Source organism: Actinomadura luteofluorescens (genome assembly GCF_013409365.1).
Lineage (GTDB): Bacteria > Actinomycetota > Actinomycetes > Streptosporangiales > Streptosporangiaceae > Spirillospora > Spirillospora luteofluorescens.
In genome coordinates this window covers 7,164,724-7,178,285 of the sequence record NZ_JACCBA010000001.1, presented here as the reverse complement: position 1 = coordinate 7,178,285, position 13,562 = coordinate 7,164,724, and the positions used below count along the sequence as shown (strand labels likewise).

14 protein-coding genes are annotated in these 13,562 nt (G+C 73.9%); 6 read left to right on the top strand and 8 right to left on the bottom strand.

Annotated elements, in window-relative coordinates; translation table 11 throughout:
• Positions 1-304: 304 nt before the first annotated feature.
• Together BJY14_RS33310 and BJY14_RS33305 are read right to left on the bottom strand one after the other, a co-directional pair.
• Positions 305-952 (bottom strand): response regulator transcription factor, encoded by a 648-nt coding sequence (locus BJY14_RS33310; protein ID WP_179847237.1) that lies wholly within the window; start codon positions 950-952, stop codon positions 305-307.
• Entirely contained in the window at positions 949-1,725 is a 777-nt protein-coding gene (locus BJY14_RS33305; RefSeq protein WP_179847236.1) for a sensor histidine kinase, read from the bottom strand. Before BJY14_RS33305 ends, BJY14_RS33310 begins: the two co-directional genes overlap by 4 nt.
• A gap of 139 nt (positions 1,726-1,864) precedes the next feature.
• On the opposite strand from BJY14_RS33305, the gene BJY14_RS33300 reads away from it, so the two are divergent.
• Both BJY14_RS33300 and BJY14_RS33295 read left to right on the top strand, forming a co-directional pair.
• Entirely contained in the window at positions 1,865-2,539 is a 675-nt protein-coding gene (locus BJY14_RS33300; RefSeq protein WP_246396200.1) for an ABC transporter ATP-binding protein, read from the top strand.
• Positions 2,536-4,833, top strand: coding sequence for an ABC transporter permease (locus tag BJY14_RS33295; RefSeq protein WP_179847235.1), 2,298 nt, complete (start codon positions 2,536-2,538; stop codon positions 4,831-4,833). Before BJY14_RS33300 ends, BJY14_RS33295 begins: the two co-directional genes overlap by 4 nt.
• A gap of 137 nt (positions 4,834-4,970) precedes the next feature.
• On the opposite strand, the gene BJY14_RS33290 is transcribed toward BJY14_RS33295, so the two are convergent.
• A complete protein-coding gene (locus BJY14_RS33290) occupies positions 4,971-6,026 on the bottom strand; it encodes a DMT family transporter (RefSeq protein WP_179847234.1) in 1,056 nt (351 codons plus the stop codon).
• Between the two features lie 228 nt (positions 6,027-6,254).
• On the opposite strand from BJY14_RS33290, the gene BJY14_RS33285 reads away from it, so the two are divergent.
• On the top strand, positions 6,255-6,752 hold the full coding sequence (locus BJY14_RS33285; RefSeq protein ID WP_179847233.1) for a hypothetical protein: 498 nt from the start codon (positions 6,255-6,257) through the stop codon (positions 6,750-6,752).
• Positions 6,749-7,114 (top strand): hypothetical protein, encoded by a 366-nt coding sequence (locus BJY14_RS33280; protein WP_179847232.1) that lies wholly within the window; start codon positions 6,749-6,751, stop codon positions 7,112-7,114. The genes BJY14_RS33285 and BJY14_RS33280 overlap by 4 nt, the downstream gene beginning before the upstream one ends.
• 75 nt (positions 7,115-7,189) lie before the next feature.
• On the opposite strand, the gene BJY14_RS33275 is transcribed toward BJY14_RS33280, so the two are convergent.
• The 4 genes from BJY14_RS33275 to BJY14_RS33260 form a co-directional block, all read right to left on the bottom strand.
• The gene (locus tag BJY14_RS33275; protein ID WP_179847231.1) at positions 7,190-8,338 is read right to left on the bottom strand and encodes a hypothetical protein; all 1,149 of its coding nucleotides are present in this window, start codon (positions 8,336-8,338) and stop codon (positions 7,190-7,192) included.
• Positions 8,335-8,892: an RNA polymerase sigma factor gene (locus BJY14_RS47445; protein ID WP_179847230.1), complete on the bottom strand. Its 558-nt coding sequence runs from the start codon at positions 8,890-8,892 to the stop codon at positions 8,335-8,337. The genes BJY14_RS33275 and BJY14_RS47445 overlap by 4 nt, the downstream gene beginning before the upstream one ends.
• Before the next feature lie 102 nt (positions 8,893-8,994).
• Positions 8,995-10,983, bottom strand: a complete 1,989-nt coding sequence (locus BJY14_RS33265) for a sensor histidine kinase (protein ID WP_312879510.1) — start codon at positions 10,981-10,983, stop codon at positions 8,995-8,997.
• Complete coding sequence (locus tag BJY14_RS33260) at positions 10,973-11,662, bottom strand: response regulator transcription factor (RefSeq protein WP_179847229.1); 690 nt, start codon at positions 11,660-11,662, stop codon at positions 10,973-10,975. Before BJY14_RS33260 ends, BJY14_RS33265 begins: the two co-directional genes overlap by 11 nt.
• Before the next feature lie 93 nt (positions 11,663-11,755).
• On the opposite strand from BJY14_RS33260, the gene BJY14_RS33255 reads away from it, so the two are divergent.
• Positions 11,756-12,517 carry a L,D-transpeptidase gene (locus BJY14_RS33255; protein ID WP_179847228.1) on the top strand — a complete coding sequence of 254 codons (762 nt, stop codon included), beginning with the start codon at positions 11,756-11,758 and terminating at the stop codon, positions 12,515-12,517.
• Positions 12,518-12,539: 22 nt separating this feature from the next.
• Complete coding sequence (locus BJY14_RS33250) at positions 12,540-12,788, top strand: hypothetical protein (RefSeq protein WP_179847227.1); 249 nt, start codon at positions 12,540-12,542, stop codon at positions 12,786-12,788.
• Positions 12,789-12,842: 54 nt separating this feature from the next.
• On the opposite strand, the gene BJY14_RS33245 is transcribed toward BJY14_RS33250, so the two are convergent.
• Entirely contained in the window at positions 12,843-13,550 is a 708-nt protein-coding gene (locus BJY14_RS33245) for a helix-turn-helix transcriptional regulator (RefSeq protein WP_179847226.1), read from the bottom strand.
• Between the last annotated feature and the right edge of the window lie 12 nt (positions 13,551-13,562).

Here is a 13,562-nt window from a genome sequence, read left to right as displayed (position 1 = left end):
TACAACTGTCCGATCTGCGGCAGCGGCTCGGACGACGACGACGACTGAACCCTGGCGGGGAGCGCACAACTCCTCGCCGATGACGGTCTAAGCCTCCGGGCATAAGTGAGTTACACAGGGCGGCGGGAGGGGAATCCCCTCCCGCCGCTCTTTGCTGCCTACCGAGGCCCGCAGAGACTTGCCTTCCAGACAGCCCAATTCGCCGGTTCCTGGTCCGGGCCCCGGAGTCGGGAGCGACCCGTGGTCCTGGCCCTCATTGCCGTCGAGATATGACCGTTGCAGGTCCGCATGGTCGGCCGGGCTGTCAGTCGGGGGTGCCCGGGGTTACCAGGCCTGATTCGTAGGCGACTACTACTGCCTGGGCTCGGTCGCGTAGGCCTAGTTTGGCGAAGATGCGGGTTACGTGGGTTTTGACCGTTGCCTCGCTTAGGTGGAGGTGGGCGGCCAGTTCGGTGTTGGAGAGGCCGCCGCCTACCAGGCGGAGCACTTCTTTCTCGCGCGGGGTCAGGACGTCCAGGCCCTGGGGCGCCGGGGCGGGGCGGGCGAAGCGCTCGACCAGGCGGCGGGTGATGGAGGGGGCCAGCAGGGCGTCGCCCGTCTCGATCAGCTTCACCGACGCCACCAGGTGTTCGGGGGTGACGTCCTTCAGCAGGAAGCCGCTGGCGCCGGCGGCGAGCGCGGAGTACACGTACCGGTCGAGGTCGAAGGTCGTCAGGATCAGTACGCGGCACGTGGGATCGTCGGCGAGGACGCGGCGGGTGGCCTCCAGGCCGTCCATCCCGGGCATCCGGATGTCCATCAGCACCACGTCCGGGCGCAGGCGCCGCGCGGCGGCCACCGCCTCCAGGCCGTCGGCGGCCTCACCGACGACCTCGATCCCCGACCTGCTGAGGATCATCCGGAATCCGCCGCGCACCAGTGTCTGGTCGTCGGCGATCAGGACCCGCGTCACGGCCGCTCCAGGGGGATCCGCGCCCGCACCCGGTAGCCGCCGCCCAGCCGCCGCCGCGCGTCGAGGTCGCCGCCGTACACCGCGACCCGTTCGCGCAGCCCGGCCAGGCCCCGGCCGCCCTTGTCGCCGGGCGGGGCGGGGCCCGTCCCGGTGAGGACGCTCGGGCCGGTGTTGAGGACCTCCAGCCGCAGGTTCCGCGTCCCGTAGCTCACCGTCACCTCCGCCGTCGCTCCGGCGGTGCCGTGTTTCAGCGCGTTGGTGAGCGCCTCCTGGACGATGCGGTAGCCGGTCGCGTCGATCCCGGCGGGCAGCGGGCACGGTTCGCCGGTCACCCGCACATCGACGGGCAGGCCCGCGAACGCGATCCGGTCGACCAGGGTCCCGAGGTGCGCCAGCGACGGCTGCGGGGCGAACGCCTCACCGTCGCCGTCCGGGGCGGGCGCGAGCACCCCGAGCAGGTTCCGCAGCTCGGTCATCGCCTCACGGCCGGTCCGCTCGACGGCCAGCAGCGCGTCCTCGGCCTCGCCGTCGACGCCGTGCCGGGCCGCGCCCGCCTGGACGACCATGACGCTGACGCTGTGGCTGACGATGTCGTGCAGGTCCCGGGCCACCCGGGCCCGCTCCTCCTCGACGGCCCGGCGCGCGGCGGCCTCGCGTTCACGTTCCAGCAGCCAGGTGCGCGCCCCGAGCTCGGAGCGGCGCCTGCGCCGCTCCCACAGAGCCCAGGTGCACGGGACCGCGGCGAGGAGGGGCACGAGCCACGCGGGCAGCATCCGCCCATCCTGCCGCCCTGCGCGGACGGAACGCATCATTCTGGCGGTTCACGGCCGTACATCCCTCGGTTGACCCCGCCCCGTGAATACATCCCGGACCCGACGCGCGGGCGGGGGCGCGGCTCGTACCGTCACCGCCATGGAGCTGATGGTCCAGCTGATGGACGTACGCAAGGAGTACGGCGAGACCGCCGCGCTCGCCGGGGTGAGCCTCGACATCCAGGCCGGTGAGGCCGTCGCGGTGATGGGCCCGTCGGGGTCGGGCAAGTCGACCCTCCTCAACATGATCGCCGGCCTGGACCGGCCCACCTCGGGCACGGTCGTGGTGCGCGGCGAGGACATCACGGGCATGGGCGAGGCCGAGCTGGCCCGTTACCGGCGCCGCCGCATCGGCATGGTCTTCCAGTTCTTCAACCTGCTCGACGACCTGCCGGTGCTGGAGAACGTGATGCTGGCCGCCCAGCTGCTCGGCACCTCGCGAAAGCAGGCGCAGGCCCGGGCGATGGAGCTGCTCGACGAGCTCGGCATCGCCGATCGCCGCAACGCCTACCCGGTGGTGCTGTCGGGCGGGGAGCGGCAGCGGGTCGGCGTCGCCCGCGCGCTGATGAACCGGCCCGCGCTGCTGCTGGCCGACGAGCCGACCGGCGCGCTCGACTCGCGGGCCGGCGAACAGGTCATGGACCTGCTGCTGGACCTCAACCAGATCGGCCAGACCCTGCTCATCGTCACTCACGACGAGCGGCTCGCGACCCGGGTCGCCGACCGGGTCGTGGCGTTCGAGGACGGCCGCGTGGCCGCCGAGGTGACCCGGTGAAGGCGGTGTGGCAGGCCGCGCGGTTCGCGGTGCGGCGGCGCAGGCTGCAGACGACCATCATCACGCTGGTGCTGCTGGTGTCGACCGGGACGGTCGTGCTCGCGCTGGGCCTGCTCGCCACCGTGGACGGCCCGTACGACAAGGCGTTCTCGCGGCAGCACGGCGCACATCTGACGGTCTCCTACGATCCCGCGAAGGCGACGGCCGCGCAGGTCGCGGCGTCGGCGGGCCGGCCGGGTGTGACGGCGGCGGGCGGCCCGTACCGCTCGCAGGTCGTCAACGTCCCGGAGGAGAGCGACCGGACGCGACCGGGGCTGCTTCCACCCGGCCCCTTCACGGTCACCGAGCGGGTCGGCCGCGCGGGCGACCGGGTCGACCGCCTGGCGCTCAGGAGCGGCCGCTGGGCCACCGGCCCCGGCGAGATCGTGCTGGGCACCGACTACGCGCGGTTCCCGTTCGACCCGATCGGGAAAAAGGTGACCTTCAGCGACGGGCGGGCCTTCACCATCGTCGGGATCGGCCGGTCGATCACCCGGTCCTCCCAGGCGTGGGTGGCGCCCGGGCAGCTGACCGCCCCGGACGGCCTGCAGATGCTCTACCGGCTCGCCGACCCGGCCGCCCCGGCCGGCACCGTCACCACCGGGCTGCCGGCGACCGCGAGCCAGAGCTACCTCGTCTCCCGGCAGCAGGCCACCGAGGCCGGAACGACCGTCATCCCGTTCCTCATCGCGTTCGGGATCGCCGGGCTGCTCGTCGCGGTGCTCGTCATCGCCAACGTGGTGAGCGGCGCCGTCGTGTCGGGGTTCCGGCACATCGGCGTCCTGAAGTCCCTCGGCTTCACCCCCGCGCAGGTCACCGGCGTCTACGTTGTGATGATCGCGATTCCCGGGGTGCTGGGCAGCCTGATCGGGATCGCCGCGGGCAACGTCCTGGCCGGGACGGTCACCACCACGCTGGGCGACTCGTTCGACCTGCCCACCGCCAGCGGCGTCTCGCCCTGGGTGGACGTACTGGCCTTCACGGGCGTGCTCGCGGTCGCCGTCATCACCGCGCTGGTGCCCGCCGTCCGGGCCGGGCGGATCCCGACGGCGGTCGCGGTCAGCGCGGGCGCCGCGACGCGGCGGGGCCGGGCCCTGAAGGTGCAGCGGGCGCTGGCCCGGACGCGGCTGCCGCGCCCGGTCAGCCTGGGCCTCGGCCTGCCGTTCACCCGGCCGGGTCGCACCGCGCTGACCGTCACCGCGGTCGCGTTCGGCGTGGCGGCGGTGACGTTCGCCACCGGCCTCAACCGGTCCCTCAGCGCCTACCTCGCCGACGCGGAACTCACCGACACCGTCCACGTCCTGGTCCCCGTCGAGGGCGGCCGGCCGGTCTCGCTGGCCGGGCGGACCGGCACCGCCAAGGTCGCGGCCACCCGCTTCGAGCAGGTCCACGTGCCGGGGTTCGACCGGCCGGTGCAGGTCAAGGCCTACCAGGGAGACATCACCGACCGGCACGGCTACCGGATGGTGCACGGCCGCTGGCTCGGCGGGCCGGGTGAGGCCGTCGTGGGCGACCCGTTCCTGAAGACCGGCGGCAAGAAGATCGGCGACACCGTCGTCGTGACCGCGGACGGCAGGAAGGCCGCGCTGCGGATCGTCGGGACGGCGCTCGTGGACGGTGGCGACACCGTCATCACGGACTGGGCGTCCCTCACCTCGCTCACCGGCCCCGAGAAGCCGGCGCCCCCGGAATCCTCCGGCCCGCGCCCCGGCATGGTGACCTCTCTTCTGGAGGTCACCCTCACCCCCGGCACCTCCCCGGAGACCTACGTCGCCGCACTCAAGGCGGACGGGATCCGGGCCATGCCGGCCGCCGAAGGCATCGAATCCGGCCAGGTGATCCTTCTCGGGCTCCTCACCCTGCTGACCCTGGGACTGACCACGGTCGCCGGGCTCGGGGTGTTCAACACGGTGATCCTCAACACCAAGGACCGGGCGCGCGACTTCGGCGTCCTGAAATCGCTGGGCGCGACACCGCGGCAGGTCCTGACGGTCGTGCTCGCCTCCATGGCGGTCCTCGGCCTGGTCGGCGGGCTCATCGGACTGCCGCTGGGCCTGGCCGCCCACCATGTGGTGATGCCGGCCATGGCCGACACGGGCGGCCTCGTCCTCCCCTACGGCCTCCTGGAGATCTTCCCCTGGCCGCTGATGCTGCTGTCCGTTCTGGCGGGCATCGCGATCGCCCTGCTCGGCGCACTGATCCCGGCAGGCCGGGCGTCCCGGATCAAGACGGCGGCGGCCCTCCGGTCGGAGTGACGGCCCACCCGGAGAAAGGCGGTGGAAGCGGGACAAGCCCGCTTCCACCGTCAGTGGTGTGGCGTCACGCCTGGGCGTGACGCCGTCCGCGACCCCGGAGCGTCACGGATCGTTAGGGCCACGCGGCGATGAGGCCGTCAGGCGAACTTGTACTTCCACGGGCCGTGGTCGTCCGGCTTCCAGACACTGCGAAGCCAGACACCGGAAGGCGAAATGCCGCCCCAGCCACCGCCGTTGGGAGCGGCCTCCGGAGGCGGCTCCTTCCAGACGGCGCCCTTGACGGTCTGCGCCACGGCGTGCAGGCCCAGCCGGTGGAAGGCCCGGAAGGCGGCGAGGGATGCCCCCACCACCAGCACGGCACCGATCCATCCGGTGAGCCCCGGCGACCCGCCGGTCCCGACGACCACGCCGACGAGGCACGCCAACACCGGGTTGACGCACTTCACCGTGCTGATCAACCCGTCGTCGGACCGGACGAGGTCGAAGGCGCGGACGTGCAGCTTGTTGGCGATCATGTTCAGCAGCGACGTGACCGCCACGGTCGACAGCACGGACCAGGTCACCCAGTCTTCGTCGGTCAGGACGAGGACCGGCACCCCGATCAGGCACGCGCCCGCCCAGCAGTTGAGCTCGACGACCCGGTGAAGCGTGCCCATCTCGGTCAGCTTTCCCGAGGCGATCGTGCCGTTGACGCCGATGAGGGCGGCCACGCCCGTCAGGACCAGGCCCAGGGCCCCGGTCCCGCCGGTGAACGGCCTGGTCAGCATCGCGACGCCGACCAGGCCGATCACGAACCACAGGGCGTGCAGCCACCGGCCTGACCTGCGCGGGGCCGAGACCAGCCGCCACGTCGCCAGGCTGAGCGCCCCGAGGGTCATGACCGTCATCAGGGTTCCGACGTCCACCCGCTCAAGCGCGGCCTGATGGATCTGCCCCTGGAAGATGCTGGGTATCAGCAGAACGAGTACCCACTTCCACTGGCGCCGGTTCCATCGGACCTTGGCACGCTGTCGCCTCACCCTGCCACGCGGAAGACGCGTGGCCAGGCTGAAGAAGACGGCGCCGAGGGTCGTGATGAGGGCACCCACCACGACCGTCGAGTGCTCGGGGTAGAGCCGCGTCGCGTACGCCGCTCCGGCTGATACGCATATCAGGGAGAGCGCTTCCGCCAGCGCCCCCCAAAGTCTGCTCATGAGGGATCTCCTTTGTTCCGGCCGGCTGTTCGCCGGCACCTGAACCCCGACGGCCAGGTGAAAGAGACCGTCCCGGACGGTACGCCCAGCGCAATACCGCCGGGTGGACCGTCCGTGCACCGGCCGAACGGTGATTGAGGCATCAAGGAGTGGCATCCGCATGCCACCGGCTGTGCCCTTTCCCGCACTCCTCGTGACAATGAGCTCGAATCGAAGGCAGGAGTGCACATGAGACAACGCCTGTTGACCAGGGCCGTGACCGTGACGGCGGCGATGGGGCTGCTGGTGGCGGCGCCGTTCGGCGCGAGCGGGCAGGCGGCCCCCGGCAGGTCGGCGAGAACCGCCGGGAGCATCCCGTCCGGCGCGCCGGCCCCGCTGTACCGCGTCCAGGTCGCGCAGTGGGCGCAGCCCGTCCTGCGCGTCCGGGACAGTCCGGGCTGGCCGGGCGGCCATCCCGGGAACGTGATCGGCTCGATGCGGCCCGGCGCCCCCGCCATGGCCGTCTGCTCGACCCAGGGCGCCGACATGACCGCCTACGGCAGGACCGGTTCGACCTGGGTGAAGATCAGCCCTGGCTCGCCGCCCACCGCGTGGCTGTGGGACGGCGGGCTCAACCCCCACGAGGCCCTGCCACCGTGCGTCTGCGGATGCCCGAGGATCAGGACCGACCGCGGTGCGGGCGCCACGGCGTGCGGGGACTGCCGAGCTCGCGAGGAGGAACGATGAACCCCTGGCGGATCGGGGCCGGAACGGTCGCGGCGCTGGCGCTGGCGGCCGGGGCGGCGCCGCCGGCGGCGTCCGCCGACTCTCCGGCCCGCGCCCGCGCGGACCGGGTCACCGTCGGCGACTGGGCCAGGCCCCTGCACGTCCGGGCCGATCCGGGGGCGCCGGGCATCCCGCCCGGGAGGATCCTCGGTTCGATCATGCCGCCGGCGGAGGCGAGCGCCCTGTGCCACATCACCGACGGCGCGCAGGTGACCGCCTGGGGCCGGACCAGGTCGGACTGGGTGAAGATCCGGTACGGGTGGGAGGGGCACGCGTGGCTGTGGGGCGGCGGGCTGAACCCCTACTCGCTGCGCGAGTGCTGAGCCGCACCGGCCACCGCCGGAGACGGCGGGGCGGGGACGCCGCCGGGTGGGGGGCGTCCCCTCGGTCGCCGGCGGTCAGCGGGCGGGGGCGGCTCCGAGCTTGTTCACCCAGCCCTGGCTCTCGAAGGCCAGGTACTCGCCGCCGGCCGGCTTGCCGGGAAGGGCGGAGGACCGGTCCTCGAAGTCGAGGAGCTGGGCGCTCCTGCGGTCCACGACCAGCCGCACGCTGGTGCCCTGTGCGGTGACGGCCACGCCGGGCCTGCCCAGCCGGTCCACGACCTGTCCGGTGACGCGGACGGACGGGGTGCGCGCCAGGATCCGGTAGAGGGCCGCCCGGGTGCCGGGGGTCGTCGGGGCCATGAACAGGTCCCACGCGCTGACGAAGACGTACTCCCCGAAATCGGCCGGGGCGGTGTAGCCGTGCGCGCCGCCCCGGCGGTCCTGCTGCCACAGCCTGCGCAGGTAGCTCTCCAGGGCGCCGTCGGTCGCCGGCAGCTTCGCGATCGTCTTCCACTCGATCTCGTGGGACCCGATGACGGGGTTCACCAGGTGCGAGCCCTTGGCGTAGGTGACCATGCGCGGCTTCGAGACGGTCGTGCCGGCGTTGACGTCGAGCGGGGGCGAGCCCGCCGCCTTCCAGGCGGCCTCGTCCTTCTTCGTGGGGAAGGTGACCTTGATGTCCAGCGGTCCGTTCGTACCGAAGCGCATACGGGTCCCGCTCTGGGCGCATGCCCAGTCCTCAACGCTGCTCGCGGTCCGCACCTGGAAGTTCTGGGGCCTGCCCATGGACTTGCGTGCGGGCGTCGGCACGCCCGGGCCGGGCTTGAAGGGCATGATGTCCTGCCACATGCGGGTCCGCTTGTACCAGCAGGCCCCGCGGGTGGCGGACTGCTCGGCGGCCGTCTTCGCGCTGGCCAGCAGGAACGTGCGGGTGTCGAGCGTCCCGTCGTGTCCGGCGCCGGGGCCGGGGTCGGCGCCTGGGCCGTCCGACGGCATGGCGACGGCGAGCGCCGCCGCGGCCGCCACCGCGGCCACGCCGCCGGCGAGGGCCAGCCGGCGGACCGGCCGCCGCGCCGGGACCACGCGCGGGTTCACGGCCGAGGCGCCGGCGCGCGCACGGACCTGCGCCACGTCGGCGCGCCGCGCGTAGGCGTCCTCGGCGAGTTCGGCGACCGCCGCGGGCTTCAGGGCGACGATCAGGTTGTCCAGTTCGTCCTGCTTCACTGCTTCTCCTGGATGACTCGCGGGCGCGGGGCGCGGCCGTGCGCTCGCGCGGGGCTTTCCTGGGACGTCTCGATCGCCTTGGCCAGCCGGCGGCGTCCCCGGTGCAACCGGACGATGAAGGCGGTGCGGGTGCAGCCCGCGACGCGGGCCGCCTCCGCGGGGCCGAGCCCGTGCCAGGCGGTCAGGGTGACCGCCTCGGCCTCCTTGGCGGGAAGGGCCCGCAGGGCGGCCAGCGCCTGGTCGCGGGCGATGAGGTGCTCGGCGACGTCCCAGGCGTGCAGGTCGGCGTCGGTGGTGAGACCGGCCAGCCGGTCCACCAGTCCGCGCGCCCGGCCCGCCGCGCCGTGCGACTGGCGGACCAGGTTCCTGGCCACGCCCAGCAGCCACGGCAGCGCCTGGTCGGGGATCTCGTCGATCTTCCGCCACGCGACGGTGAACACCTCGCCCGTCAGGTCCTCGGCGGCCTGGGGGGCGGCCCGCAGCACGACATAGCCGAAGACGTTGCGGTAGTACGTCTCGTAGAGGCGGGTGAATCGGGCCTCTTGCTCGTCCACGCCACCTCCTCTCTCCTCGGGACCGTTACGCCGAGAAGTCGGAGAAGCCCCCGGCGGATTACACGGCTGACCGGAAATCCTTCGGGATCGCGCCGCGCCGGGTCAGGCGTCGTCCGGTGAGCCGGGGAGTCGCAGGACGAACGTCGCGCCCCGGCCCGGCTCGCTGCGCACCGCCGCCGATCCGCCGTGCGCCTCGGCGAGCTGCCGCACGATGGCCAGGCCCAGCCCGCTGCCGCCCGTCTGCCGGCTGCGCGACTTCTCGGCCCGCCAGAACCGGTCGAAGACGTGCGGCAGGTGCTCGGGCGCGATGCCCGGCCCGGTGTCGGCGACCTCGATCAGCACGTCGTCGCCGTCGGCGTACGCGCGCAGGCTCACCCGCCCACCCGCAGGGGTGTAGCGGACCGCGTTGGCGAGCAGGTTGCCGACCGCCTGCCGCAGCCGGACCGGGTCGGCGTCCAGGTGCGGCCGCCCGGTCACCTCGGCGGTCAGCGCCAGCTCGGCGGCCTCGGCCGCGGCCCGGTAGACGGTCGCGATCTGCTCGACCAGGTCGGCCACGTCGACCGGCTCGGGGTGCAGCCGCAGCCTGCCCACGTCGGCGAGCGCGAGCTGCTGCAGGTCGTCGACGATGTGCTGGAGCAGCGTGGCCTCCTCGACCAGCGAGGCGGTCAGGGCCGGGCCCAGGTCGGCCACGCCGTCCTGGGCGGCCTCCAGCCAGCCTCGGATGTTGCTGAGCGGCGTGCGCAGCTCGTGCGACACGTCGCTGACCATCGCCTTGCGCTGCCGCTCCATGCGGTCCAGGTGCTCGGACATCTCGTTGAACGCGGCGCCCAGCTCGCCGACCTCGCCCTTGGCGCGCACCGTCACCCGCGCCGAGCCGTCGCCTCCCCGCATCCGCCGGGCCGCCGCGGTGACGGCTCGCACCGGCCGCGCCAGCCGGGTGGCGACGAGGACGCTGACCCCGACCGCCAGGACGAGGATCACCGCGGTGACCCCCGCGATGCCGTACGGGTCGATGGCCGGGGTGCGGTCCTCCGGTGAGCCGATGTAGAGCACCGCGGCGGGCGCGACGTACGGCTTCAGCTGGGTGCGGCGCGCGGTGGCCAGGCACTCGGCGGCCGACGCCGGACCGGCCGGCGTGCCGGTCTCGTCCAGCCACACCTCGACCCGGCTCCCGCGGCACTGCCGGACCAGGGCGGCGAGCCGGCCGAGCGCGCGCTTCTCGGTGGCGGTCGGTCCGGGCGCGTTCGGCGAGCACGACGCGGGCTCCGGCGTCGGGGCGGGCCGGTTCCCCGGGCGCTCGCCGGGCCCGCCGGTCGGCACGGGGTTCGGCACGCCCGGCGGCGCGCCCGGTGTGGCCCCCGGCCGCCGCGGCTCCTCGCCCGGCTCGGTCGAGGACGGTTTCGGCGTCGGTGAGACCGACGGCGTCTCGGCCACGGCGGCGAACCGGACCGCCCCGCCACCGGACGTTCGCGCGAACGCCGCGCGCGGGGAGGGCTCCTGTCCGGAGGGCGCGCCTGGGGGGTTCGTGGCCCGTGGCGGGTCGGTCGGGCCGCCCTCGCGGCGCAGGTACGGGCGGCCGCCGGGCCCGACGAGGACCGCGGCGCGCCGGCCCTCGCGGCGCAGGCACGCCGCCTGCGCGTCGACCTCCTGGCGCAGCCTCACCCGCTCGGGCTCCGGCAGCCGGAACGGCCCCGCCGCACGCGCGTCGATCCGGTCGGTGGCCGCGCCGGGCCCGAGCGAGACGTCGACGGCGAGAGGGTCGACCACGGCGGAGGGGCGCGCCGGCAGCGGCGGCCGGCCGGCCGCCGAGTCCGCGATCCGGGCGCCGCCCTCGCTCGCCAGCGCGACCCGCTGCCCGCTCTGCCGGGCCAGCCCCCGCACGGTCTCCCCGACGCCGTCCCAGCGCGGGTGGCTCGCCGCGTAGCCGAGCAGCGCGTCGTTGATCCGGGCGTCGCGGGCGAGCGTCCGGCCCTGCCGCTGCCGGATCTCGCCGGACGTGCCGCGCGCCGCCAGCCACGCCGTCGCCGTGATCGAGCACACCGCGATCAGTACCGAGCTGGCGACCAGCCGTGCGAGCAGGCTATGGCGCACGATCGCCGACCAGCTTGTACCCGACGCCGTACACGGTGCACAGCCGGACCGGCCGGCGCGGCTGCGGCTCGATCTTCTTGCGCAGGTTCTTCACGTGCACGTCCACCGTGCGCTCGGTGATGAAGCGGTCGAAGCCGTGCAGGTGCTCCAGGAGCTGCGCCCGGGTGAGGACCCGCCCCGGCCGGGCGGCCAGCGCCTCCAGGATGCGGAACTCCGCCGGCGTGCACTCGACCTCGCGCCCGTCCGCGAGGACCGTGTGCCGTTCTGGGTCCACCGTGATGCCGCCGACCCGGTACACCGGCTCGCCGCTCCCCCGCCCGGTCCGCCGCAGCAGCGTGCGCACCCGGGCCATCAGCTCGCGCGGGCTGTAGGGCTTGGTGACGTAGTCGTCGGCGCCGAGGTCGAGGCCGCGCAGCAGGTCGTCCTCCGTCGAGCGGGCGGTGAGCATGAGCACCGGCACGTCGGACTCGGCGCGCAGCCCGCGGCACACGTCGAGGCCGTCGATCCCCGGCATCATCACGTCGAGCAGGACGAGGTCGGGGCGGCGCGCGCGGGCCGCGTCGAGCGCGGCCCGCCCGTCGTGGACGACCACCACGGAGTGCCCCTCCCGCCGGAGGTACCGGCGCAGCAGCTCCGCCTGCTTGGGGTCGTCCTCCGCGACCAGGACATTCGCGCACATGGGGCCTGAGCGTAGCCAAGCCGGTCACGGCACCACGGGATCATCACACCGCGCTCACAGGTTCTTCACACTCCTCGACCAGCATCTCGCGGCATGCGCCAAGTCAAGATCCACACCGGCGTCCTGCTCGCCGCCGGCCTGATCGCCGGGTCGGCCGGCTGCGGCTCGCCGGGCGACGGAAGATCAGGGGGCGGCCCGCCCGACGCGGACCGGCCGGCGGCCGCCGGACCACAGCAGCCGGAACGGCAGCGGCAGGGCGGTGCGGAGATAGCGACCGTGCGCGGCCGAGCGATCGCCGTGCACAGGCGGAAGGGCGACGGGGCGGTCTGGAAGACGCTGTCCAGCCCCAACGAGATGGGCGCCACCCGGGTCTTCCTCGTCGACGCCGAGGACGGCGGCTGGCTCAGGGTGCTGCTGCCGATCCGGCCGAACGGCAGCACCGGGTGGGTCAAGGCGTCCGACGTCACGCTGTCGTCGACGGCCCACCGCATGGAGATCGACCCGAGGGCGTTCACGTTCACCGTCTTCGACGGCGACACGGTGCTGCGCACCGGCAAGGTCGCCACCGGCGAGGGCGGCACCCCCACCCCGCCCGGCCGCTTCTACTTCACCGAACTGGTCCGGCCGCCGAACCCCGACGGGGACTACGGCGCGTACGCCTTCGGGCTGAGCGGTTTCTCTCCGACGCTGAAGACCTTCGCCGGCGGCCCCGGGCAGCTCGCCGTGCACGGCACGAACAGGGCGTCGGCGCTGGGCCGCAAGGTCAGCCACGGCTGCGTGCGGGTCGGCAATGAAGACATCACCTGGATGGCCAAGAACCTGGCGATCGGCACGCCCGTCGTCGTCAAGAAATGAAACAACGCCGAAAGGAACATGGATGCGCCTGAAGTCTCTCATCGCGGCCGTCGCGCTGGGCGTCGGCCTGGCCGGCACCGGTGTGGCCGCCGCCGAGGCCACCACCGCCACGCCCAAGCCGACCGCCCCGGCGGCCACCCCCACCCCGACCACCCACGGCGGCGAGCCGAGCCCGACCCGTCCCCCCGGCCACGGGACGGAGCCCAGCGGGGCGCCGATGCCCCAGCCGCCCGGCAAGCCCATCCCCAAGTTGCCGAACTACACCGGCTGACCGTGACCGCAGGCCCGCACGTCTCCCGTCGTGCGGGCCTGCCGCCGTAGGGCGCTAGATGAATTCCAGGGGCCGGACGGTGTAGTCGGACGGGATGTCGTCGTGCATGGCCTCGACGGGACGCTCGGGGGCGGTCTCTTCCAGGAGGGCGGCGCGGCGGACGCGGTCGGTGCGGAAAATACGGCTCCCGCCTCGCATGCGGCACCACGCGGTCAGGTACCAGCCGTTGCTGGTCGCGGTGAACGTGACGGGCTCGACGTCGCGTTCGGTTTCGGTGCCCGTCCGGTCGACGTAGGTGAGGCGGACCACCCGGCGGGTGCGGATCGCCTCCTCCAGCACCGCCGGCACGGAGGCCGGGTCGTCCTTCTCGGCGGGGGTCAGAAAGCGGACCCGCTGGGCCAGCTCGCGGGCCGAGGCGCTGTCGGCGGCCGACATCGCGGCGACGATCTTGTGGAGGGCGGTGCGGGCGGCCCGGGAGTAGGGCGAGCCGCCGGCCCGGGACAGGGTGATCGCGAGGGCGACGGCCTCGGCGGGGGTGAAGTTCAGCGGCGGCAGCGTGCGGCTCTTGTCGAGCGTGTAGCCGCCGCCGCGGCCCACGTCCGCGAAGATCGGCACACCGGCCTGCTGGAGGGCGCCGATGTCGCGCTCGATCGTGCGGACGCTCACCTCGTAGCGTGCGGCGAGCTCCCGCGCTCTGACCCGGCGCGGCGCGCGGGCGCGTAGCTCCTCCACCAGGGCGTACAAGCGGTCCGTGCGGTTCACGCGCCGACCGTA

What these genes read in the sequence shown, in the direction of transcription:
- BJY14_RS33285 (WP_179847233.1), top strand. Translation starts at nt 6,255, where the DNA reads ATGAGACAACGCCTGTTGACCAGGGCCGTGACCGTGACGGCGGCGATG.
- BJY14_RS33255 (WP_179847228.1), top strand. Translation starts at nt 11,756, where the DNA reads ATGCGCCAAGTCAAGATCCACACCGGCGTCCTGCTCGCCGCCGGCCTG.
- BJY14_RS33260 (WP_179847229.1), bottom strand. Translation starts at nt 11,662, where the DNA reads ATGTGCGCGAATGTCCTGGTCGCGGAGGACGACCCCAAGCAGGCGGAG.
- BJY14_RS33280 (WP_179847232.1), top strand. Translation starts at nt 6,749, where the DNA reads ATGAACCCCTGGCGGATCGGGGCCGGAACGGTCGCGGCGCTGGCGCTG.
- BJY14_RS33290 (WP_179847234.1), bottom strand. Translation starts at nt 6,026, where the DNA reads ATGAGCAGACTTTGGGGGGCGCTGGCGGAAGCGCTCTCCCTGATATGC.
- BJY14_RS33250 (WP_179847227.1), top strand. Translation starts at nt 12,540, where the DNA reads ATGCGCCTGAAGTCTCTCATCGCGGCCGTCGCGCTGGGCGTCGGCCTG.
- BJY14_RS33305 (WP_179847236.1), bottom strand. Translation starts at nt 1,725, where the DNA reads ATGCTGCCCGCGTGGCTCGTGCCCCTCCTCGCCGCGGTCCCGTGCACC.
- BJY14_RS33300 (WP_246396200.1), top strand. Translation starts at nt 1,865, where the DNA reads ATGGAGCTGATGGTCCAGCTGATGGACGTACGCAAGGAGTACGGCGAG.